The sequence below is a fragment of the Streptomyces sp. NRRL F-5126 genome (genome assembly GCF_000721265.1).
Lineage (GTDB): Bacteria > Actinomycetota > Actinomycetes > Streptomycetales > Streptomycetaceae > Streptomyces.
Map to the genome: position 1 here is coordinate 601818 of NZ_JOFZ01000012.1, position 21054 is coordinate 622871.

The following is a 21054-nucleotide window of genomic DNA, read 5'->3' on the forward strand; positions in this document are numbered from 1 at the left end:
ACCGGGCCGATGATCCCGGACGTCTCGCGGTCCGGCCCGTTACGCGGCCTCGTCCGGCCGCGCGAGCGGGGGCTCACGCGCGTACGCGGCCGCGTACCCGCCGAACACCCGTCCACTCGCGGCGGCTTCGGCCCGGTCGTGCGCACTCGGGCGCGCAAAAGGCCCCGCCGGAGCGATCCGGCGGGGCCTTGGGCGCGCGTCGACTCGACGTCAGACGTGCGCCGCTCCGTTCGCCGCGTCCGCGTTCTCGCCGCGCTTCGTCAGCAGCGCGACGAAGATCGCCACGAACGCCACAGCCGCGGCGACCAGGCACGCCAGCGTCATGCCCGACATGAACGTGTCGTGCGCGACGGACGTGATCTTCTCGGCGATCGCGGCCGGCACGCCCTTGGGCACGGGCGCGGTGCCGACCTGGACGGCCTCCGAGGCGGGCCCGACCTGGCCGGGCTTCAGGGGCGGCAGCCCCGCCTTCGTCCAGTTGCCCGGCAGCTCGTTCGAGACGCGGGAGGCCATCACGGCGCCGAGCACCGCGGTGCCGAGCGAGCCGCCGATCTGCATGGCGGCCTGCTGGAGGCCGCCGGCCACGCCGGAGAGCTCCATCGGCGCGTTGCCGACGATCACCTCGGTCGCGCCCACCATGACGGGGGCGAGGCCGAGTCCGAGCAGCGCGAACCACAGCGACATGGTCCCGGTGCCGGTGTCGATGCCGAGCCGGGACATGCCGAGCATGGCGACGGTCGTGAAGACCATGCCGCCGGCGAGCGGGATGCGCGGCCCGACCTTCGTGATGACCGCGCCTGCGAGCGGCGAGGCGACGATCATCATGCCGGTCAGCGGCAGCAGGTGCAGGCCCGCGTCGACGGGCGACATCCCGTGCACGTTCTGCAGGTAGAACGTCACGAAGAACAGGCCGCCGAGGAACGCGATCGCCATCAGGGCCATCAGCAGCACGCCCGCCGACACCGGGACGGACTTGAACAGGCCCATCGGGATCAGGGGTTCCTTGACCCGGTTCTCCCACAGCGCGAAGGCGACGAAGCACAGGATCGAGACGCCGATGAACGCCCAGACGCTGCCGCTGCCCCAGCCCCAGTCGGGCGCCTTGATGATCGCCCAGACCAGGCAGAACATGGCGGCGGACAGCAGCCCGATGCCCGGCAGGTCGAACGACTTCGGCGCCTTCTCCGCGCGGTGGTCGAGGAGGATGAACGCGCCGAGCACCAGCGCGATGACGCCGACCGGCACGTTGATGAAGAACACGGACTGCCAGCTCACGTGCTCCACGAGCACGCCGCCGAGGATCGGGCCGCCCGCGGTGGAGGCGCCGATGACCATGCCCCAGATGCCGATGGCCATGTTGAGCTTCTCGGCGGGGAAAGTGGCGCGCAGCAGGCCGAGCGCGGCCGGCATCAGCAGGGCGCCGAACAGGCCCTGGAACACCCTGAGGGTGACCACGAGCCCGATGCTGTGGGAGAGGCCGATGGCGCCGGACGCCGCGGCGAACCCGATCACCCCGATGAGGAACGTCTGGCGGTGGCCGAAGCGGTCACCGAGCTTGCCCGCGGTGATCAGGGCCACCGCGAGGGCGAGGAAGTAGCCGTTGGTGATCCACTGGACGTCGGCGAACGAGGCGCCGAGGTCCTTCTGGATGGCCGGGTTCGCGATGGCGACGATGGTGCCGTCAAGCGCCACCATCATGACGCCGATGGCCACGGAGAAGAGCGTCAGCCAGGGGTGGCCGCGCAGTCCCTTCTTGGAAGGCGCCGTGACGGGAGGCGCCGAGTCGACGGTGGTCTGACTTGTCATACCGCACACGCTAGTGTCAGCCGCTGACAGTTGACAAACCAATTCACCTGTCGGTAACTGTCACGTAGCTCACAGCGGCCTCCACTACCGTGGACAGGGGCGCGAGCGTCCGCTCGGCGAGCGGCCGGCGGGAGCGGCGAACAGGCACATCGGCACCAGCGGCACACCGGCACAGACGAGCGAGGTCCCCAGCAGTGAGCGTCGGGCAGGACACAGCGGCAGAGCGGCCGGCGGGGCTGCGCGCACGGAAGAAGCAGCGCACCCGCGACGACCTGATGCGCGTGGCCCTCGAACTCTTCACGACGCAGGGGTACGACGCCACCACCGTCGACGAGATCGCCGACGCCGTCGAGGTCTCGCAGCGCACGTTCTTCCGCTACTTCGCCAGCAAGGAGGACGTCGCGTTCGGCGTCGCCTCCCTGGTGGAGGGCCAGTTCGTCGAGCAGCTGCGGCTGCGCCCCGCGGGCGAGGACCCGATCCTCGCCATGCGCAGGGCGGTGGTCCGCGCATGGGAGCTGATGGGCGAGACCATCGACGAGGTCGCCCCCGTCGAACTGGTCATGCGTGCCTACCGGATGATCGAGTCGACCCCCGCCCTGCTCTCCGCCGCGCTGCGGCGCGGCAGCGAGACGGAGGACGAGATCGTGGGGATCATCGCCGCGCGCGAGCACCTCGACGTCGAGTCCGACCCGCGCCCACGCGTCGCGGTCGCGGCCGTGTGCGGGGTGATGCGGATGGCGGGCCGCGTCTGGGGACAGCCGGGGCACGAGACCAGCGTCGAGGCGCTCGCCGCCCTCACCGAGACGTATCTCGACGCCCTCGCGCCGTCGCTGACCGGACCGTGGCACGGGGCGCGTGAGCCACGAACCGGGCGCCACGTGTGTCGCGATGACGTTCCCGTGGGCTAGCCTGGCCGCGATGTGACCTGTACGTGATCCGCGCGTGACCTGCCTCACCCGTAGGCGCGGACGTCGACGCGCCTCCTAGGTGATAGCTCAGTGACTCCTTTCGGCTCCTCCCCGACCGTGATGGCCTGGCGGGCTCTTCTGGCACTCGCCGTGGTCTTCGTGATGCTCGCGACCACGGGGTGGACCGCCGTGCAGCGGGGCCAAAGACCGGTCGATCCGCTGAAGGCCGCCGTCGCGGCCTGGCGCAGGGGGTCGGTCGGGCACCGGCACCTGCCGGACCCGCACTCACCGCCCGGCCGGCTCGCCACGTTCTTCGGATCGCTCACGGCCGCTCAGCAGACCAGGCTCGTCGACACGTACCCGCTGGCCGTCGGAAACATGAACGGCGCCCCGGTGAGACTGCGCTACCGCGCCAACCGGATCGCGCTGCGCCAGGAGGCGGCCGTCGAGCGGCACCGCTCGCAGGACAAACTGCTCTCGCGCGACGGGCGCTCGCACGCCCTGCAGACCATGCTGACCTACCAGGCGATGCTGGCGCCCGGCCGCAGGTTCCTGGCCTTCGACCCCTCGGGCAGCGGGCGGGTCGCGGAGGTGTTCGGCGATCTGGCGCACGCGCAGCGGGTCTCCGTGGTCGTGCCCGGCGTCGACACCAACGTGCTGACATTCCAGAAGACGGGCAAGTGGTACAGCGCGCCGTCCGGCATGGGCTCCGCGCTGTACACGGCGGAGCGCGCCGCCTCCCCGGCGACGAGCACCGCGGTGATCGCCTGGGCCGACTACACCGCACCGGCGGGGCTCGGCATGGACGCGGCCATAGGGACGCTCGCGAAGGCAGGGGCCGTGCGCCTGACGGCGCTCACGAAGGCGCTGCCCGGCAGGACGCCGATCGCGCTGTTCTGCCACAGCTACGGCTCCGTGGTGTGTGGCATGGCCGCGCGCACGCTGCCGCCGCGCGTGCGGGACGTCGCCGTCGCCGGCAGCCCCGGCATGCGCGTGGGCAGCGAGCGCGGCCTGCACACCCGGGCGCGCGTGTGGGCTATGCGCGACGCGGGCGACTGGATCCAGGACATCCCCTACGTGGACGTCGTCGGCCTCGGCCACGGCGCCGACCCCGTCTCCCGCGGCTTCGGCTCGCGCGTCGTGTCGGCGGCCGGTGCGCAGGGCCACAGCGGCTACTTCCAGCCGGGGACGACGAGCCTCGACAACTTCGCCGACATCGGTGTCGGCGACTTCGGCGCGGTCGCGTGCGCGCGGGGCGTTTCGGGCTGCCACAGTGGAATCCACGTCGAGGACCCCGCCTGACGCGCGTAGATTTTCGTGCTTTGACAGGAGACGTACGGGGAATCGCGGCCTACGATGTGGCACATGGGTGACGTACTGGCCGGTTTCCACGCCACCTGGGAGTTCGAGGGCGACTCCGTGCTGATCCGTTTCGGACGCGGGATACGCACGCCCAGACTCTTCCAGGCGCTGCGCGAGCGCCGCATCCCCCATGCGGCGCTGGCATCGGTGAGCGTGTCACCCGGCAGACGTGGCACGGTCGTTCTGCGCGCCACCGTGCGTCCGGGCGCCGACCCGCTGATGGACGTGGCGGCGGGCCAGCTCAAGGAGGCGTACGACCCCTACCGTCTCGTGCTGCCCGCCGGGCGCGAGACGCTCGCGGAGTACTACGCCGAGGAGTTGCGCTCCGTGCTGTCCGGCGGCGCGGACGGCGCGGAAGTGGCCGAGGCGCGCCTGGTGGCCGCGCCCGAGGCGCCGCTCGGCTTCAAGGCCTACGACGGCAAGGCGACGTTCGACGGCAGCCGGGTCGCCTTCCGGTGGTCCTGGACGGGCGCGTCGACGGAGAAGTGGAAGGCGGGCGACCAGACGTTCCACGTCGGAGACCTCCAGGGCGTCGAGTGGCGCTCACCCGAGGCGTTCGACGGCTACCTGCGCCTCGTGCGGCGCGAGAGCGCCCAAGGGCCCGCGCACGGAGCCTTGCGCGGCAACATCCCCGGCCAGCCCGAGTCCCCCGAGGCGGAGCGGCGCGCCGAGGCCGACCACGACCCGGCCGCCGTCGTCTTCGGCCTCGGCTACGGGCCCGTGCACGAGTCGCTGCCGTTCGCGGCGGCGGTGCTCGCCGCGGTGCGGGGCGGCGGCGGTGGCCGGACCCACGCGGTGGTGCCGGCCGCGGCCGACCCGTCGGGCGCGGTGGCGGACCGCATCCGCCACCTGGGCGAGCTGCACCGGGCGGGGCTCGTGACCGACGAGGAGTTCAGCACGAAGAAGGCGCAACTGCTCGCCGAGCTCTGACGCATGCGGCGCCCGCCTCAGCGGGGTTGCCTTCGGGCACGGGCGGTCCCCGCGGCCTTCGCCTCCCACGCCAGGCGTGCGTTGCCGTAGAAGTCGATCTTGTGGTCGAGTACGGCGACGGTGGTCTGGAGCTCCCGGATCCTCGCGAGGACGTCGCCCCGGGTGCGCCGCAGCAGCTCCTGGCGCGCCTCGAACGTCGAGTCGCCCTGCCTCGTCATCTCGGCGTAGCGGACCATGTCCGCCACGGGCATGCCCGTGAGCCGCAGCTTGCCCACAAAGGCGAGCCAGTCCAGGTCACGGTTGCTGAAGCGGCGCTGGCCGGTGTGCGACCGCTCGACGTGCGGCATCAGCCCGATGCGCTCGTACCAGCGCAGGGTGTGCGCGGTCAGGCCGGTGACGGCGACGACCTCGCTGATCGTGTACTGGTCCTCGCCGTCGGGCCGCGGGTGCGCGGCCGGCGTCGAGGCGCGGTCGTCGTCCCGCCCCTGTGCCCCCGCGGGTGTGCTCTCGGTGAGCGTCATGGCTCCACGCTAATTCCTTGGAGTGCACTCCAGGCAATACGCGCGGCGGACGCCTTACGCTGCGGCCCATGGACACCGCATCCCCCGCCGACCGCGCACCCACCGGCCAGGGCACGTACGAAGGCACGCAGGCCGATCCGCCCGTGCGGGCCGCGCGGGCCTCGGACGCCGAGGAGCTCGTGCGCCTGCGCGCCGTGATGCTCGGCTCGCTCCGCCCCTGCGACGACGACTCCTGGCAGCCCGCGAGCGTGGCCGTCCTGCGCGAGCGGCTCGCCGAACCGGGCGGCAGCCTGGCCGCGTTCGTCGTGGACGCACCCGGCGCTTCCGGTGTGCTCGCGGCGTGCGCCGTCGGCACCGTGGAGCAGCGGCTCGGCGCGCCGGGCAACCACGCGGGCCTGTCGGGCCACGTGTTCAGCGTCGTCACCGACGCGGCGATGCGGCGGCGCGGCTACTCGCGCGCCTGCATGCGGGCGCTGCTCGCCTGGTACCGCGAGCGGGGCGTGGTCAAGATCGACCTGCACGCCTCACCCGAGGGTGAGCCGCTGTACGCGTCACTGGGATTCGTGCGCACTCCGGCGCCCTCGATGCGCCTGATGCTGTGAACGGCGGTCCCGCGGACCGCCTGCGGCAGCCCTGAAATAGGGTCGGTCGCATGCAGTGCCTGGAGCAGATCGAGAAGTGGCCCGTGGAGCACGCGGCGGCCGCCGTCGTACGCGCCGACGGGACCGTCGCCGGGACGTACGGGCCGGCCGGCCGGCGTTTCCCGCTCGCCTCGGTGACCAAGCCACTCGCCGCGTACGCCGTGCTCGTCGCGTACGAGGAGGGCGCGATCGAGCTCGACGAGCCCGCGGGACCCGACGGCTCGACGGTCCGCCACCTCCTCGCGCACGCGAGCGGCCTCGCGCCCGACGAGCGCCGCGCGCTGTCCGCTCCCGGCACCCGGCGCGTGTACTCCAACGCGGGGTTCGAGACGCTGGGCGAACACGTGGCGCGGGCCACGGAGATCGCGTTTTCCGACTACCTCCGCGAGGCCGTGCTCGAACCGCTCGGCATGGCCGATACGGCGCTTGAGGGCACGGGCTCCCCCGCGCGGGACGCGGTCTCGACGGTGGACGACCTGACGCGGTTCGCGGCGGAGCTCCAGGCGCCGCGGCTGCTCGACCCGCGTACGGTCGCCGAGGCGATGACCGTGCAGTTCCCGGGCCTTGCCGGTGTGCTGCCCGGCTACGGCAACCAGCGGCCCAACGACTGGGGCCTCGGCTTCGAGATCCGCGACTCCAAGTCGCCGCACTGGACGGGCGCCTCGTCGTCGCCCCGCACGTTCGGCCACTTCGGCCAGTCGGGCACGTTCCTGTGGGTCGACCCGGACGCGGGCGCCGCGTGCGTGGCCCTGAGCGACCGGGACTTCGGCCCGTGGGCGATCGAGGCCTGGCCCCCGCTGACGGAGGCCGTCCTCGCCGAGCTGCGCACGTCCTGACCGCGCGGGGCGCACCCGCGCGCCCGTGCGTTCTCGCGCCCCCGCGTTCAGCCGCCGCACGCGGCGGGCGCCCTGCGACGGCCCGGGCCCCGGCGACGGGCTCCGGCGTCGCGGAACGGCCCGCGCAGGCGGCCAAGGCGCCGCCGGACTCGTGGTCAGGCCCGTCGGCTCCCCGGCCACCGCTGGTACGGCGCAGACCCCCGTCGCTCGGAGCCGCCCGGGGCAGGGGCGCCGGGGCTGGACCTGAGACCCGGCAGCGGCCGAGGCCCGTCACCGCCGAGACGGACGTGGCGCCCCATGCGCGGGTCAGCCCGGCGGCGCCATCTCCCAGACGAGGACCTCGGCCACGGCGCCGCCCGCGCCGTCTTCCGGGTTCGCCAGTTCCAGGCCCCGCGTGTCCGTGAGGCGCGCCGAGTCACCCGGCCGCAGCTCCTCGCCGTCGAGCAGTACCGCGCCGCGTACCACGTGCACGTAGACGTACGCCCCGTCCGGCACCGCGGACCGCTCGCCCGGGCGCAGCCGGCGCACGTGCAGCATGGCCCCGGCCTCGGGCAGGGCGTACGGCGTCGAGTCGGCGATGCCGCGCACGATGTCGTAGGCGGGGTCTCCGCCGGGCTCAAGTGGCGCCAGCCACATCTGCACGAAGACGAGGGGCGCGTCGCCCTCGTTGCGCTCGCTGTGCCGCACGCCGGAGGCCGAGCCGAGGCGCTGCACGTCGCCCGGACGGACGACCGTGGCGTGGCCCGCCGAGTCGCGGTGGGTGAGTTCGCCGGACACCACCCACGTCACGATCTCGGTGTGGCTGTGCCGGTGCTCGTCGAAGCCCGCGCCGGGCGCCAGGCGCTCCTCGTTGCAGGCGACGATCGCGCCGAAGCGCAGGTTGCCGGGGTCGTAGAAGCTGCCGAACGAGAAGGCGTGCAGGGATTCGATCCCGGCCGCCGCGTCCCCGCCCCGATGCCGGTCCTCTGCGTACCGTACGGACATCACGCCCCTACGGTAGCCCCGGCACGTCGACCACTTGCCCTGATGAGGCAGTCTTGTCCCGTGCCTGTACCCGCGAACGAACCCCATCCGCACGCAGCCACCCTGCGCCGCCTCGAACAGTCGTCGGGGCGGCTCGCCGCGAACGCCATCGCCCTCATGGACGAGACGCTGCCGTGGTACCGCGCGATGCCACCGGAGAACCGTTCGTGGATCGGCCTCGTCGCGCAGGCGGGCATCGCCGCGTTCACCGAGTGGTTCCGGCACCCCGAGACGCCGCAGGCGATCTCGACCGACGTCTTCGGCACCGCGCCGCGCGAACTGACCAGGGCGATCACGCTGCGGCAGACCGTGGAGATGGTGCGCACCACGATCGAGGTCGTGGAGTCGGCCGTGGAGGAGATCGCCGCGCCGGGCGACGAGTCCGTCCTGCGCGAGGCGCTGCTGCTGTACGCGCGCGAGATCGCGTTCGCCACCGCGCAGGTGTACGCGCAGGCCGCGGAGGCGCGGGGCGCGTGGGACGCCCGCCTGGAGTCCCTCGTGGTGAACGCGGTGCTCTCCGGCGAGGCGGACGAGGGCGCGGTCTCGCGTGCCGCGGCGCTCGGCTGGAACTCCCCCGACCACGTGTGCGTGCTGCTCGGCACGGCGCCCGAGGGCGACAGCGAGCTGACGGTCGAGGCGATCAGGCGCGCCGCGCGGCACGCCAAGCTCCAGGTGCTGACCGGCGTGCTCGGCAACCGCCTCGTGGTGATCGCCGGCGGCTCCGACAACCCGCTGCAGGTGGCGAAGTCGCTGATCGGCCCGTACGCGGCGGGCCCCGTCGTCGCGGGTCCCGTGGTGCCCGACCTGCAAGCGGCGACGCGCTCGGCGCAGGCGGCGGCCGCCGGGCTCAAGGCATGCTCCGCGTGGCAGGACGCGCCGCGCCCGGTGCTCGCGGACGATCTCCTGCCCGAGCGCGCGATCGCCGCCGATCCGGCCGCGCGCGAGCAGTTGGTGGAGGAGATCTACAGACCGCTCGAAGAGGCGGGTTCCGCGCTGCTCGAGACGCTGAGCGTCTACCTTGAGCAGGCGAGCAGCCTGGAGGGCGCGGCGCGCATGCTGTTTGTGCATCCCAACACCGTGCGCTACCGCCTGCGCCGTGTGACTGACGTCACGGGGTGGTCCCCCTCCGACGTGCGATCCGCCTTCACGCTGCGGATCGCGCTGATCCTCGGGCGGCTCGCCGACGCCGACGTACAGTTCTGAGCTTGTAAGTTCTCCACAATTCCCCTTGCGGTTCTTCGTCCCTGTCCCCACGGGTCCAATGGACCGCCGACAAGAGAGAGTGGAAGCGTGCTCGTACTCGTCGCTCCCGGCCAAGGCGCTCAGACGCCCGGCTTCCTGACCCCCTGGCTCGACCTCCCCGGCGCGGAGGAGAAGCTGCGGCAGTGGTCGGCCCTCATCGATCTTGACCTCGTGCGCTACGGCACCGAGGCCGACGAGGCGGAGATCCGCGACACGGCGGTGGCCCAGCCGCTGCTGGTCGCCTCCGCGCTGCTGTCCGCGCGGCAGCTGTTCCCCTCGACGGACGACCTGACCGCGGCCGTCGGGGCCGTCGCGGGCCACAGCGTCGGCGAGCTCGCCGCCGCCGCGCTCGCCGGGGTCCTGACCGACGAGGAGGCGCTGCGCCTGGTGCGCACCCGCGGCCTCGCGATGGCCGAGGCGTCCGCCGTCACGAAGACGGGCATGGCCGCGCTGCTCGGCGGCAACCGCGACACCTCCATCGCACACCTCGAACGGCTCGGCCTGACGCCCGCGAACGTGAACGGCAGGACGCAGATCGTGGCGGCGGGCACCATGGAACAGCTCGACGCGCTCGCTCAGGACAAGCCCGAGGGCGTGCGCCGCGTCGTGCCGCTCAAGGTGGCCGGCGCCTTCCACACCCACCACATGGCCCCCGCGGTCGACGCGCTCGAAGCGGCGACGAAGGAGCTCGCGCCCCGCGACCCGGCCCTGCCGTACGTCTCGAACAGTGACGGGCAAGCGGTCGCCACCGGCGCCGACGTGCTCGCCCGCCTGGTGGGCCAGGTCGCCAACCCGGTGCGGTGGGACCTGTGCATGGAGACCTTCCAGTCCCTGGGCGCCACCGCCCAGGTGGAGCTGTGCCCGGGCGGTGCGCTCACCGGCCTGGCCAAGCGCGACCTGCCCGGAGCCGGGACGCTCGCGCTCAAGACCCCCGATCAGCTCGACGCGGCCCGCGCGCTGGTCACCGAGCAGTCCTCCACGGCCGGATGAAGGAGCACTCGATCATGTCGAAGATCAACCCCAGCAAGGGTGCGCCGTACGCGCGCATCATGGGCGTAGGCGGCTACCGCCCCACCCGTGTGGTACCCAACGAGGTGATCCTCGAGACGATCGACTCGTCCGACGAGTGGATCCGATCACGCTCCGGCATCGCGTCGCGCCACTGGGCTTCCCCGGAGGAGACGGTCGCGGCGATGTCCATAGAGGCGGCCGGGAAGGCCATCGCCGACGCGGGCGTGACGCCCGAGCAGATCGACGCGGTGATCGTCTCGACGGTGTCGCACTTCAAGCAGACCCCGGCCATCGCGACGGAGATCGCGCACGGGGTCGGCGCGGGCAAGCCTGCCGCGTTCGACATCTCGGCGGGCTGCGCCGGCTTCGGCTACGGCCTCACGCTGGCCAAGGGCATGATCGTGGACGGTTCCGCGGGCCACGTCCTGGTGATCGGCGTGGAGCGGCTGTCCGACCTGACGGACCTCACCGACCGCGCGACCGCCTTCCTGTTCGGCGACGGCGCCGGCGCCGTGGTCGTGGGCCCGGCGAAGGAGCCGATGATGGGCCCCACCGTCTGGGGCTCCGAGGGCGACAAGGCCCAGACGATCCGCCAGACCGAGCCGTGGACGGCCTACCGGGACGGCGGCAGGCCCGAGAAGTTCCCCGCGATCGCGCAGGAGGGCCAGTCCGTCTTCCGCTGGGCCGTCTTCGAGATGGCGAAGGTCGCCCAGCAGGCCCTCGACGCGGCGGGCATAGGCCCCGCCGACCTGGACGTCTTCATCCCGCACCAGGCGAACATGCGGATCATCGACTCGATGGTGAAGACCCTCAAACTGCCGGAGAGCGTCACGGTCGCGCGTGACGTGGAGACCACCGGCAACACCTCGGCCGCCTCGATCCCGCTCGCCATGGAGCGGCTCCTCGCGACCGGGAAAGCGAAGAGCGGCGACACCGCCCTCGTCATCGGCTTCGGGGCGGGTCTGGTGTACGCCGCGACGGTCGTTACCCTCCCCTAGGTGCGTTTTCCCGCAGGCCATCGGCCGAGGGAACGGGCACGAAGCACAACCCCACCACTATCGAAGGAGCGCCAGACATGGCCGCCACTCAGGAAGAGATCGTTGCCGGTCTCGCGGAGATCGTGAACGAGATCGCCGGCATCCCGGTCGAGGACGTCCAGCTGGACAAGTCCTTCACCGACGACCTGGACGTGGACTCGCTGTCCATGGTCGAGGTCGTCGTCGCCGCCGAGGAGCGCTTCGACGTCAAGATCCCCGACGACGACGTCAAGGAGCTCAAGACGGTCGGCGACGCCGCCGGCTACATCGCCAAGCACCAGTCCTGACGCACCGCGCAGGACTGATCGGATCGCACGGCGGAGAGGCTCTTGTCTTGCCCAGTGTGGGATAGGTCGAGGGGACTCGGGCCCCGCAGGGGGTAAGACAACAGCCTCTGAGGCCACCCGGTGGTGGCGCCGTATGAATTCAAGCCTTCTAAACGTGGAGATAAGAATTCCAGTGAGCTCGACCAATCGCACCGTGGTCGTCACCGGTATCGGCGCAACCACACCACTGGGTGGCGACACCGCGTCCACCTGGGAGGGCCTGCTCGCGGGCCGCTCCGGCGTCCGCACGCTCGAGGGCGAGCGCTACACGGACCTGCCGGTACGTTTCGCCGCCTCGGCGGCCGTCGACCCGAGCGAGGTCCTGGCCAGGCCCCTCGCGCGCAAGCTCGACCGCTCGGCGCAGTTCGCGCTCGTCGCGGCCCGGGAGGCGTGGGCCGACGCCGGTTACACGGCGAAGGCCGGCGAGGACGCGTCGGTGGACCCCGACCGGCTCGGCGCCGTCGTGGCGTCCGGCATCGGCGGCATCACCTCGCTGCTCGACCAGTACGACTCGCTGCGCGAGAAGGGGCCGCGCAAGGTGTCCCCCCACACCGTGCCGATGATGATGCCGAACGGCCCCGCGGCCAACGTCAGCATCGAGGTGGGCGCCAGGGCCGGGTCCCACACCCCGGTGTCCGCGTGTGCCTCGGGCGCCGAGGCCATCGGGTACGCGGTCGAGATGATCCGCACCGGCCGCGCCGACGTCGTCATCGCGGGCGGCACGGAGGCGACGATCCACCCGCTGCCGATCGCCGCGTTCGCCAACATGATGGCGATGTCGAAGGAGAACGACGCGCCCGAGAAGGCGTCGCGCCCCTTCGACAAGTCCCGCAACGGCTTCGTCATGGGCGAGGGCGCGGGCCTGATCGTGCTGGAGACCGCGGAGCACGCCGCAGCGCGCGGCGCGCGCGTCTACTGCGAGGTGCTCGGCCAGGGCATCTCCTCGGACGCGTACCACATCACGGCGCCCGAGCCGACGGGCGACGGCATCGCGGCGGCGCTGCGCCACCTGCTGGAGAACACCGGGCTCAAGCCGTCCGAGGTCGTGCACGTCAACGCGCACGCCACCTCGACGCCGCTGGGCGACCTCGGCGAGATCAAGGCGCTGCGCCAGGTGTTCGGCGACGACCTCGACCATGTGGCCATCTCCGCCACGAAGTCGATGACGGGCCACCTGCTGGGTGGCGCGGGCGGCATCGAGACGGTCGCCACGATCCTCGCCCTCTACCACCGGACGGCGCCGCCGACCATCAACGTCACCGAGCTGGACGACGAGGTCGACGCGGACATCGTGCGCGACGAGCCGAGGAAGCTGCCCGAGGGCACGATCTCGGCGGTCAACGACTCGTTCGGCTTCGGCGGCCACAACGTGGTCCTGGCGCTGCGCACGCTCTGACCCACCCGCGCGCCCGCGCTTCCGGGCCCCGCCTCCCGCGTGGAGGCGGGGCCCTCGTGCGTCAGTCGTCGAAGCTGGCGAAGTAGCCGGCCGCCATGTCCTCGTCGCCGTGGCCCGTCGCCTCGGCCCGGCGGAACCGCTCGGCGCCCGCCTCCGTGACGTCCATCCGCACGCCGGCCGCCTGCGCGGCGGCGAGGATCAGGCGGGTGTCCTTCGCGGCGTTGGAGAGCGCGAAGCTGGGCGCGAAGTCGTCCCTGGCGATGGCGTCGGCCTTGAGGTGCACGTAGCCGCAGTCCATGAGGCCGCCCTCGATGGTGTCGAGGAACGACTGCGGGTCGATGCCGAGCCCCTTGGCGAGGGCGACGGACTCGCCGGTGGCGTGCGTCAGCGCGAGCGTCCAGTTGTTGCAGACGAGCTTGAGGCGCGTCGCCGCCGCCGTGGAGCCGTCGTCGCCCGCCCACACCGTGCGCTGCCCGATCGCGTCGTGCACCGAGACGAGCGCGTCCCGCGCACGGTCGGGTCCCGCGGCGAGGTTCGTGAGCCTGCCCGCCTCGGCCGGCGCCTTCGTGCCGAGGACCGGGCCGTCGACGAAGAGGAGGCCGTGCTCGGCGCCGAACGCGGCGAGCCGCGGCACGTCGTCCACGCCGACCGTCGTGGACTGGAGCCAGACGGCGCCGCTCGTGAGGCCGGGCGCAGCCTCGCGCATGGTGTCGAGGACGGCGGTGCCGTCGAAGAGCATGGTGATGACGGTGGCAGCCCCGGCGACCGCCTCGGCCGCCGTGCCGAAGACCTGTGCACCGTCGGCGGCGAGTGGCTCGGCCTTGGCCCGGGTGCGGTTCCACACGCGCAGGGTGTGGCCGGTTCGCAGCAGGTTGCGGGCCATGGCGGCCCCCATGATTCCGGTGCCGAGCAGGGCGACGCTCTTGTGATCAGCCATGGCCCCACGGTACGGCGCGGCGCCGCGCGGTCGCCTTCCGGCGGGGTGTGCCGGTCAGACGACCTGGTGGAGCCAGCGCACCGGCGCGCCCTCGCCCGCGTAGCGGAAGGGTTCGAGCTCGTCGTCCCACGGCTTGCCGAGCAGCGTCGCGATCTCGTCCCGCAGCGCGCTCTCGTCGCGCCCGGAGCGGCCGAGTGCGGCCCGCAGCCGGTCCTCGGGCACCAGGATGTCGCCGTGCACGCCGGTGGCGGCGTGGAAGATGCCGAGGTCAGGGGTGGCGCTGTAGCGCTCGCCCTCGGCCGCGTGGCTCGGCTCGGCGGTGACCTCGAATCTGAGCATCTGCCAGCCGCGCAGCGCCGAGGCAAGTTCGGACGCCGTGCCGGCCCGCCCCTTCCAGGAGAACTCGGCGCGCCAGGTGCCCGGGGCAGCCGGCTGCCTGACCCAGTCGAGCTGGACACGGACGCCGAGCACGCCGCCGACCGCCCACTCGACGTGCGGGCACATCGCGCGCGGTGCGGAGTGCACGTACAGGACTCCACGTGTCGTCACCGGGACCTCCAGTCTGGGACGAGGTTCGCCTTCCCAGCGGCCTCAGTAAACATCATCGAAAGCAGAACTCCGCAAATGGGACAGCATGTGACGTGATGCAACCTACCGGAGCCGCGGTCCGCCGAGTGCCGCTGGTTCGACGTGGAAAAGTTACCGCGCGAAGGGGCTGTGAGGGTGACGTACCGTCGGTCCGGTGCCCGATTCACGCGAAGCTTTCACTCGCCCGTGCGGGACCGGGAGTGCGCATAGGCCAGTGGCGGTTTCGCCCGGCCGACAACCGGGAAAGGCGGTGTTTCCATGAGGTGTCGAGGCGTGCGACGGGGCAGGCGGACGGCGGCGCGCGGTGTGGGCGCCGCGGCCGCTGTGGCGGCGCTGCTCGCGGCCGGCGGCTGCGGCTCCCCGCACCACGGCCAGGACGCGCGCGGGACCTCGCGTCCCCCGTCGTCGTCCACGTCCTCGTCCTCGTCCTCCAAGTCGCCCTCCCCGTCGCCCTCGCCGTCCCGCACGGCGGCGGCGGCCACCGGCTGGGACCGCGACCCCGCGTCCGTCGCGGCGGTCGGCGACTCCATCACGCGCGGGTTCGACGCGTGCGGGCTGCTGCGTGACTGCCCGTCGGTGTCGTGGTCCACAGGGACCGACCCCTCGGTGGACAGCCTCGCGCTGCGGCTGCTCGGCCCCGCGCATGTCAGGGACCACAGCTGGAACGCGGCGCGCTCCGGCGCGACGATGGCGGCGCTGCCCGCCCAGATGGCGCGGGTCGCGGTGCACAGGCCGGGTCTCGTGACGGTGGCGGCGGGCGCGAACGACGCGTGCCGGAGTTCGGTGGACGGTATGACGTCCGTCGCGTCGTTCCGTACGTCGTTCGAGACGGCGATGCGCAAGCTGCGCGCGGTGTCGCCGTCGTCGCAGGTGTACGTGTCGAGCGTGCCCGACCTGCGGCGGCTGTGGGCCACGGGGCGCGCGAACCCGCTGGGACGCGAGGTGTGGAAGCTCGGGATCTGCGCGTCGATGCTCGGGGACGCGCAGAGCGACGACGCGGCGGCCAGGCAGCGCAGGCAGACGGTGTACGACCGGATCGTGGCGTACAACGGCGTGCTGCGCGACGTGTGCGCGCACGATCGGCGGTGCCGCTACGACGGGGGCGCGGTGTTCGGCTACCGCTTCTCGGCGAAGTCGCTCAGCCCCTTCGACTTCTTCCATCCGAGCAAACAGGGGCAGGCCACGCTGGCGAGGATCGCGTACGCCCGTGTCACGGCGGCGCGGCCGACCACGTAGGCTGCCCGACCGTGACGAGTGTGGAGCGGGAAGCGGCGGGCGCGGTGCCCGGGGGCGGCGACGTGGAGTGCTGGACGCTGGAGCGCGGCGGTACGCGCGTGCGGCTGCTGACGTACGGCGCGATCGTGCGGTCGGTCGAGGTGCCCGACCGGTCGGGTGAGGTGGCGGACGTGGTGCTCGGCCTCGGTTCCGCCGCCGAGTACGCGGCGTGCCCCAAGCCGTACCTGGGTGCGCTGGTCGGTCGGTACGCGAACCGGATCGCGGGCGCCTCGTTCACGCTCGACGGCGTCAGGTACGAACTGCCGGCCAACGACGGCCCCAACTGCCTGCACGGCGGCCCCGAGGGGTTCGACCGCAGGGTGTGGCGGGCTGAGCAAGTGCCGGACGGCGTGCGGATGTCACGGGTCAGCGAGGCGGGCGAGCAGGGCTTCCCCGGACGCCTCGACGTGGCCGTCACGTACACGCTGGACGCGGCGGGCGCGCTCACTCTCCGCTACGACGCGGTGGCGGACGCCCCGACGCCGGTGAACCTGACGAACCACACGTACTGGAACCTGAACGGCGCGAAGTCGGGGCCCGCCGTCGGCCGCCACACGCTGCGGCTCGGCGCCTCCCGCATGACCCCGGTGGACGCGGCGCACATCCCGACGGGCGGCACGGCGCCGGTGGCCGGCACGCACCACGACTTCCGCGAGGCGCGCGAGCTCGACGGCGGCCACGACCACAACTTCGTGCTGGACGGCGGCGGCCCGGCGGCGGAGCTGTACGCGCCGGAGACGGGCAGGCTGCTGACGATCACGACCACGGAGCCCGGCATCCAGCTGTACACGTCGGACGGCTTCGCCCCGCCGGTGCCCTACTCGCCGGGTTCGGGCGTGGCGCTGGAGACGCAGGGCTACCCGGACGCCCCGAACCGGCCGGAGTTCCCCTCCACGATCCTGCGCCCGGGCGAGCGCCACACCTCGACGACGACGTACGCCTTCACCGCGCGCTGAGGGCGCGGCGCGGCCGGGGACGCTCGTGCGGTGCGCCTGCCGGAAGGGCCTCGCGGGACACCCGGGGCCGCGCCAACCGCCCCGTGCCGTATGGACCAGTCATCCTCGCCTCGCGCCGGCTGTGGTACGAGGAGGTCTCCGCCTGCCTCCGCCGGGGCGACGGAAGGGTGCCGGCGCAAGTCCGCTGATGGGCCGGTGCGGGTCGGCGACGAGGTCGCGGAGGGTACGGACGTAGGTGTCCGCGACCAACGCGGCCGTGGCTGGGTCGAACAGGTCGGTCGCGTACTCGAGGGTGGCGTACAGGCCGGCCGGGCTGCCGTCAGCGCCGAACTCCTCGGTCAGCAGGAATGAAAGGTCGAACTTGGCGTTGAGCTCGGCCCGTTCCTCGACCACCGCGTGGACTCCGGGGATGCGCAGGGCGGCGCGGGCGTTGTTCTGCAGGAGGAGCATGACCTGGAACAGAGGGTGCCGGCCGAGTGTGCGCTCGGGGTTGAGGTGCTCGACCACCTTCTGGAAAGGGGCGTCCTGCTGCGCGAAGGCGGCCAGGTCGGTGTCTCGGACGCGGCGGAGCAGCTCCGCGAAAGTCGGGTCGCCCGAGACATCCGTGCGCAGCACCAGCGTGTTGACGAAAAACCCGACGAGCCGGTCAAGTGCCTCGTCGCCGCGCCCGGCCACTGCAGAGCCGATCGGCAGGTCGTCCCCCGCACCGAGCCGGTGCAGCAGCGCGGCCAGACCCGCGTGCAGGACCATGAACAAGGTGGCGCCGCCGGCCCTCGCGCAGTCGAGCAGCCGCGCGTGCGACGCCGCGTCCACGCGGAACCGCACGGTCTCCCCCTGATAGGAGGACACCTGCGGACGCGCCCGGTCAGTGGGCAGGGCCAGATCGTGCGGAGCGCCCTCCAGCGCCTTGCGCCAGTAGGAGAGCTGCTGCGCGAGAAGCGACCCCTGCGCGGTCTGCTCACCGAGCAGTGCCCGCTGCCACACCGCGTAATCAGCGTACTGAACCGAGAGCGGCGCCCAGTCCGGGGCTCGGCCTGCGAAACGGGCCGCGCAGGCCGCACTCAGGTCGGTCAGCAGCGGCCCGATCGACCACCCGTCACTGGCTATGTGGTGCAAGAGCACCAGCAGCACATGTTCCCGGGCCGACAGCCGGAACAGCCAGCAGCGCAGCGGCAGGTCAGAGCCGACGTCGAACACGTGACACGCCGCCCGGGCCAGATCGGCCTCCATCTCCGCCACGGTCGTTTCGGAGAACTCCAGCACCGGCGCGACCGCGTCCGCGGGCAGGACCCGCTGGAGGGGGCCGTCAACGGACGGCAGGTAGACCGTGCGCAGCACTTCGTGCCGCCGTACCACGTCGTCAAGCGCCGCCCGCAGCATTTCCGGCTCGACTTCCCCACGCAACCGGAAGACGTGCGGGGTGTTGTACGTCGCGCTGGGCCCCTCCATCTCGCCCACCAGCCACATGCGCTCCTGGGCGTACGACAGCGGCATCACCTCACGCCGCTCCGCCGGCCCCAACCGAGGACGGTCGCTCTCCCGACTCGCGTCGAGGACGATGGCGAGGGCCGCGGCGCTGGGGTGGTCGAAGACGCCGGCCAGGCTCAGCTCACGGCCGAGGGCCTCGCGCACGCGGCTGATGACGCGAGCCGCGAGGAGGGAGTGACCGCCGAGGTCGAAGAAGTTGTCATCCACTCCCACCTCCGGCATTCCCAGCACCTCGGCGAAGACCTCGCACAGCAACCGCTCGCTCGCGCCGGCCGCGGCCCGGCCACCGCCTGCCCGCCGGTAATCCGGCGCCGGCAGTGACTGGCGATCCAGCTTCCCGTTCGCGGTCCGCGGCAGCGCTTCGAGCACCAGCATCGCCGCCGGCACCAGGTAGTCCGGCAACGCCGCGCGGGCGAGCGCCCTCAGCGCGTCCGGCGTCACTGCGCCTGCCCGCACCGGCACCGCATAGGCGACCAGCCGTCTGTCGCCCGGCCGGTCCTCACGGATGACCACCGCGGCGGCCGCCACCCCCGGCGCTCGCGCCAGCACCGCCTCGACCTCGCCCGGCTCCACCCGGAACCCGCGCAGTTTGACCTGGTGATCCGCGCGGCCGACGTACTCGACCTGCCCCTGTCCCGTCCAGCGGGCCAGGTCTCCGGTCCGGTACATCCGCTCGCCGGGCTTGCCGAACGGGCATGCCACGAACCGCTCGGCCGACAACGCGGGCTGCCCGGCGTACCCGCGCGCCAAGCCGACGCCGGCCAGGTAGATCTCCCCGGTCACCGCGGAAGGGACCGGCCGCAGGGCCTCGTCCAGGATGTACAGCCGCTTGTTGGCGACGGGACGCCCGACGGGGATGGCAGCCGCGCGGAGGTCCGCGGGCCGCACCTCGTGGGTCGCGCTGAAGCCCATGCTCTCGGCCGGACCGTAAGCGTTCGCCACACGCAGCCGCGGGTAGGCGGCCATGATCTTAGCCACGTGGGACACCGAGGCGGCCTCGCCCGCGGTGAACGCGAGCTCGACGCCTTGGAAGGCTTCCGGATATTCGTCCACGAGGAAGTTGAACAGACTGGCGGACAGCCTCAGCCTGTTGACGCCGTGCTCGGCGACCTGCCGCGCGATGGCCGCGGGATCGGCCTGCCGCGTGGGCAGCAGGATGCTGCGTCCCCCGTGCAGCAGCGGGCCCCATAGTTCGAGCGCGAAGGCGTCCCACGAGACGGGGGCGGCCTGCAGGAAGACCGCTTCCGGTCCCAGACGGGGATAGCTCTGGCCGAGGTAGGTACCCACCAGCGCACGGTGCGGCGAGGCGACGCCCTTCGGCGTCCCCGTGGAACCTGATGTGAACATCACGGCGGCGACGCTTCCGGGGCCGGCCGTGCGGCCGAGATCCGCTGCCGGCTCGGCCGCGATCGCGCGAGCCTCGTCCGGCGCGTCGACACGCACGACGCGGTACCCGGCGTTCCCGGCGTCGAGCGTGGGGGCAAGGCCCGCCCGCGTGACGACAACGCGGGTCCCGGCGGTGGACAGGACCGTCCGCAGCCGCTCCTGCGGGAACGCCGGATCCAGCAAGGTGTACGCGCCGCCTGCCTTGCAGACCGCGAGCATGGCGATCACCATGCCGACATCGCGCTCGAAGTGCACGCCGACGACCTCGTCCGGGCGGACACCAAGTCCGCGCAGGAACCGGGCCAGCCGGTTGGCTTGCGCGTTGAGCTCGCCATAAGTGATCCGCTCGTCGGCGCAGATCACCGCGACCGCTTCCGGCCACCGTGCCGACCCTTCCTCGAACAACTCGTGCAAGCAGCGATCCGGAATCTCGACCGTCGTCTCGTTCCACCCCGTGACCAGTGCGCGGCGTCCCTGCTCCGGTCCAGCAAGATCAAGCGCCGTGAGCGGGCACCGCATGTCGTGCGCCATGGCGGTGAGCACGCGGACTGTGACGTCGGCGAGTGCGGAGGCGATGTCCGCGCTCACTGAACGCAGGTCGAAGGAGATCACGACGGACGCCTCAGGGGCGAGCGTCACCGACAGCACCACGCCGAGTCCCGGCGGGAGCGTGAGCGGCGTCTCCGCGACGTCTTCGTTCACCCCGACGTCTTCGATGTCCATGACCGCCGTGTCGAACAGCGGGCCGTCCACGGGCAGCAGACGCTTGATCGCCGCCAAGCCGATGTGGTCGTGGGGCGACGTCATGGCGCGCTGGAGGTGAAGGCTGTCGAGCAGGTCCGCCAGGGTGTGGTGGCGGCTCAGGTCCGAACGGACCGGGACCGTCGCGCCTGGCTCACACGAGGAAGGCACTCCGAAAATCGCACTACGATCCGACCCGAAGAGTCCGAGCACGACAGCCCAGGCGCCGCTCGCAGCCGTCTGCACGGACAGGTCCCGGCTCACGAGCGCGTCGTGCAGGGACATCGCGTTATCAGGCCGTAGGTCACGCCGGATGGCACGGCCCGGCTCGGCGCGCTCCCCTGGGTGCGCCTTGCCGATGAGCGTTCCCTCGTCGACGCCCGCCATCAAGCCGGACCATTCGGCCTCCGCCACTGCCGGGGAAGCGTTCACTTCCGTCATGTCCTTCCTGTCGGATACAGGTCCAACCAGTGCGATCGGACATAGTCGAGGCAGGCCTGACGACCGTCCGCGGGATGCGCGCACAGCCAGCCGGCGGGAATCGGCAGCCGCTGGGGCCACAGGGAATGCTCGTTCTCGGCATTGACGAGAACGAGATACAGCTCGTCTTCCTTCTCGAAGGGATTGCTCACCGAAGGACTCCC

At 72.4% G+C, this 21054-nt stretch carries 19 protein-coding genes; 12 read left to right on the forward strand and 7 right to left on the reverse strand.

Annotation, left to right across the window (positions count from 1 at the left end; translation table 11 throughout):
• Positions 1–210: 210 nt before the first annotated feature.
• Positions 211–1806 (reverse strand): MFS transporter, encoded by a 1596-nt coding sequence (locus IH48_RS0127545; protein ID WP_030910317.1) that lies wholly within the window; start codon positions 1804–1806, stop codon positions 211–213.
• A 194-nt stretch (positions 1807–2000) separates the two neighbouring features.
• On the opposite strand from IH48_RS0127545, the gene IH48_RS0127550 reads away from it, so the two are divergent.
• The 3 genes from IH48_RS0127550 to IH48_RS0127560 all read left to right on the forward strand — a co-directional run bounded on the left by IH48_RS0127550 (position 2001) and on the right by IH48_RS0127560 (position 5006).
• Positions 2001–2714: a TetR family transcriptional regulator gene (locus IH48_RS0127550; protein ID WP_051840672.1), complete on the forward strand. Its 714-nt coding sequence runs from the start codon at positions 2001–2003 to the stop codon at positions 2712–2714.
• Positions 2715–2804: 90 nt separating this feature from the next.
• Complete coding sequence (locus IH48_RS0127555) at positions 2805–4016, forward strand: alpha/beta hydrolase (RefSeq protein ID WP_030910323.1); 1212 nt, start codon at positions 2805–2807, stop codon at positions 4014–4016.
• Between the two features lie 63 nt (positions 4017–4079).
• Positions 4080–5006 (forward strand): DUF4429 domain-containing protein, encoded by a 927-nt coding sequence (locus IH48_RS0127560; protein ID WP_030910326.1) that lies wholly within the window; start codon positions 4080–4082, stop codon positions 5004–5006.
• Between the two features lie 17 nt (positions 5007–5023).
• On the opposite strand, the gene IH48_RS0127565 is transcribed toward IH48_RS0127560, so the two are convergent.
• Positions 5024–5527: a MerR family transcriptional regulator gene (locus IH48_RS0127565; RefSeq protein ID WP_030910328.1), complete on the reverse strand. Its 504-nt coding sequence runs from the start codon at positions 5525–5527 to the stop codon at positions 5024–5026.
• A 68-nt stretch (positions 5528–5595) separates the two neighbouring features.
• Here IH48_RS0127565 and IH48_RS0127570 point away from each other — a divergent pair, with 68 nt between their 5' ends.
• Together IH48_RS0127570 and IH48_RS0127575 are read left to right on the forward strand one after the other, a co-directional pair.
• Entirely contained in the window at positions 5596–6129 is a 534-nt protein-coding gene (locus IH48_RS0127570; RefSeq protein ID WP_078850075.1) for a GNAT family N-acetyltransferase, read from the forward strand.
• A 50-nt stretch (positions 6130–6179) separates the two neighbouring features.
• Positions 6180–7004 carry a serine hydrolase domain-containing protein gene (locus IH48_RS0127575; RefSeq protein ID WP_030910330.1) on the forward strand — a complete coding sequence of 275 codons (825 nt, stop codon included), beginning with the start codon at positions 6180–6182 and terminating at the stop codon, positions 7002–7004.
• A 306-nt stretch (positions 7005–7310) separates the two neighbouring features.
• Here the strand turns inward: IH48_RS0127575 and IH48_RS0127580 are convergent, their stop codons facing one another.
• Complete coding sequence (locus IH48_RS0127580) at positions 7311–7988, reverse strand: pirin family protein (protein WP_030910331.1); 678 nt, start codon at positions 7986–7988, stop codon at positions 7311–7313.
• Between the two features lie 42 nt (positions 7989–8030).
• Between IH48_RS0127580 and IH48_RS0127585 the strand changes: the two genes are divergently transcribed.
• The 5 genes from IH48_RS0127585 (at position 8031) to fabF (ending at position 13039) form a co-directional block, all read left to right on the forward strand.
• Positions 8031–9230, forward strand: coding sequence for a PucR family transcriptional regulator (locus IH48_RS0127585; protein ID WP_030910332.1), 1200 nt, complete (start codon positions 8031–8033; stop codon positions 9228–9230).
• An 87-nt stretch (positions 9231–9317) separates the two neighbouring features.
• Positions 9318–10259, forward strand: coding sequence for an ACP S-malonyltransferase (locus IH48_RS0127590; protein WP_030910333.1), 942 nt, complete (start codon positions 9318–9320; stop codon positions 10257–10259).
• Positions 10260–10273: 14 nt separating this feature from the next.
• Entirely contained in the window at positions 10274–11278 is a 1005-nt protein-coding gene (locus IH48_RS0127595; protein ID WP_030910334.1) for a ketoacyl-ACP synthase III, read from the forward strand.
• Between the two features lie 77 nt (positions 11279–11355).
• On the forward strand, positions 11356–11604 hold the full coding sequence (locus IH48_RS0127600) for an acyl carrier protein (RefSeq protein ID WP_030910336.1): 249 nt from the start codon (positions 11356–11358) through the stop codon (positions 11602–11604).
• A gap of 172 nt (positions 11605–11776) precedes the next feature.
• Positions 11777–13039 carry a beta-ketoacyl-ACP synthase II gene (gene fabF / locus IH48_RS0127605; protein ID WP_030910338.1) on the forward strand — a complete coding sequence of 421 codons (1263 nt, stop codon included), beginning with the start codon at positions 11777–11779 and terminating at the stop codon, positions 13037–13039.
• A 61-nt stretch (positions 13040–13100) separates the two neighbouring features.
• On the opposite strand, the gene IH48_RS0127610 is transcribed toward fabF, so the two are convergent.
• Together IH48_RS0127610 and IH48_RS0127615 are read right to left on the reverse strand one after the other, a co-directional pair.
• Complete coding sequence (locus IH48_RS0127610; RefSeq protein WP_030910340.1) at positions 13101–13976, reverse strand: NAD(P)-dependent oxidoreductase; 876 nt, start codon at positions 13974–13976, stop codon at positions 13101–13103.
• A 54-nt stretch (positions 13977–14030) separates the two neighbouring features.
• Complete coding sequence (locus IH48_RS0127615) at positions 14031–14525, reverse strand: DUF3145 domain-containing protein (protein ID WP_030910341.1); 495 nt, start codon at positions 14523–14525, stop codon at positions 14031–14033.
• 297 nt (positions 14526–14822) lie between these two features.
• On the opposite strand from IH48_RS0127615, the gene IH48_RS0127620 reads away from it, so the two are divergent.
• Together IH48_RS0127620 and IH48_RS0127625 are read left to right on the forward strand one after the other, a co-directional pair.
• On the forward strand, positions 14823–15800 hold the full coding sequence (locus IH48_RS0127620; RefSeq protein WP_030910343.1) for a GDSL-type esterase/lipase family protein: 978 nt from the start codon (positions 14823–14825) through the stop codon (positions 15798–15800).
• A gap of 20 nt (positions 15801–15820) precedes the next feature.
• Positions 15821–16795: an aldose epimerase family protein gene (locus tag IH48_RS0127625; RefSeq protein ID WP_037843314.1), complete on the forward strand. Its 975-nt coding sequence runs from the start codon at positions 15821–15823 to the stop codon at positions 16793–16795.
• Positions 16796–16894: 99 nt separating this feature from the next.
• Here the strand turns inward: IH48_RS0127625 and IH48_RS0127630 are convergent, their stop codons facing one another.
• The gene (locus IH48_RS0127630) at positions 16895–20851 is read right to left on the reverse strand and encodes a non-ribosomal peptide synthetase (RefSeq protein ID WP_078850076.1); all 3957 of its coding nucleotides are present in this window, start codon (positions 20849–20851) and stop codon (positions 16895–16897) included.
• Complete coding sequence (locus IH48_RS35330) at positions 20848–21042, reverse strand: MbtH family protein (protein ID WP_078850077.1); 195 nt, start codon at positions 21040–21042, stop codon at positions 20848–20850. Before IH48_RS35330 ends, IH48_RS0127630 begins: the two co-directional genes overlap by 4 nt.
• Between the last annotated feature and the right edge of the window lie 12 nt (positions 21043–21054).

Coding starts and splice junctions, on each gene's coding strand:
- IH48_RS0127545 (WP_030910317.1), bottom strand. CDS start 1,806: ATGACAAGTCAGACCACCGTCGACTCGGCGCCTCCCGTCACGGCGCCT.
- IH48_RS0127560 (WP_030910326.1), top strand. CDS start 4,080: ATGGGTGACGTACTGGCCGGTTTCCACGCCACCTGGGAGTTCGAGGGC.
- IH48_RS0127565 (WP_030910328.1), bottom strand. CDS start 5,527: ATGACGCTCACCGAGAGCACACCCGCGGGGGCACAGGGGCGGGACGAC.
- IH48_RS0127570 (WP_078850075.1), top strand. CDS start 5,596: ATGGACACCGCATCCCCCGCCGACCGCGCACCCACCGGCCAGGGCACG.
- IH48_RS0127575 (WP_030910330.1), top strand. CDS start 6,180: ATGCAGTGCCTGGAGCAGATCGAGAAGTGGCCCGTGGAGCACGCGGCG.
- IH48_RS0127580 (WP_030910331.1), bottom strand. CDS start 7,988: ATGTCCGTACGGTACGCAGAGGACCGGCATCGGGGCGGGGACGCGGCG.
- IH48_RS0127585 (WP_030910332.1), top strand. CDS start 8,031: ATGAGGCAGTCTTGTCCCGTGCCTGTACCCGCGAACGAACCCCATCCG.
- IH48_RS0127595 (WP_030910334.1), top strand. CDS start 10,274: ATGTCGAAGATCAACCCCAGCAAGGGTGCGCCGTACGCGCGCATCATG.
- IH48_RS0127600 (WP_030910336.1), top strand. CDS start 11,356: ATGGCCGCCACTCAGGAAGAGATCGTTGCCGGTCTCGCGGAGATCGTG.
- IH48_RS0127610 (WP_030910340.1), bottom strand. CDS start 13,976: ATGGCTGATCACAAGAGCGTCGCCCTGCTCGGCACCGGAATCATGGGG.
- IH48_RS0127620 (WP_030910343.1), top strand. CDS start 14,823: ATGAGGTGTCGAGGCGTGCGACGGGGCAGGCGGACGGCGGCGCGCGGT.
- IH48_RS0127630 (WP_078850076.1), bottom strand. CDS start 20,851: ATGACGGAAGTGAACGCTTCCCCGGCAGTGGCGGAGGCCGAATGGTCC.